General features: G+C 52.2%; 1 protein-coding gene. It reads left to right on the top strand.

The features are described from left to right. Positions 1 to 7: 7 nt before the first annotated feature. Positions 8 to 360, top strand: a 353-nt coding sequence (locus CP357_RS10735) for a thioesterase domain-containing protein (RefSeq protein ID WP_369822973.1), incomplete at its 3' end; no start/stop codon positions are given.

The following is a 360-nucleotide window of genomic DNA, read 5'->3' as shown; positions in this document are numbered from 1 at the left end:
GCGAGCAGTGAATCCGGAAGTTTGGCAGCGTATTAGTTCAGCAACTACCTCTTGTTCCTCCACAGTCCTGATATTCCCTCCTACGGGTGCCGGAGCTCCTGCCTTTCAATCGATGTCTGTCTTAGAGGGGGATACTACAGTTTGGGGTTACTGCCCGCCTGGCAGGGGACAACGATTACTTGAACCCGGCATCAGAACCATGGGAGAGTTCGTCAGCAAGTTTCGATCATCCTTCGATATTCCGACTGGGCCGTTGATACTCGCCGGGGTTAGCTTTGGCGCGATGCTAGCGTTCGTAGCTGCTCATATTTTAGAAAATGACGGAATCTTCGCGACTCGTTTAGTTGCCTTATGCGGGCA

It is taken from the genome of Lactobacillus sp. UMNPBX6 (assembly GCF_002553975.1).
In the GTDB taxonomy this organism is placed as follows: domain Bacteria; phylum Bacillota; class Bacilli; order Lactobacillales; family Lactobacillaceae; genus Lactobacillus; species Lactobacillus gallinarum.
This window is presented reverse-complemented; position numbering and strand designations above follow the sequence as displayed.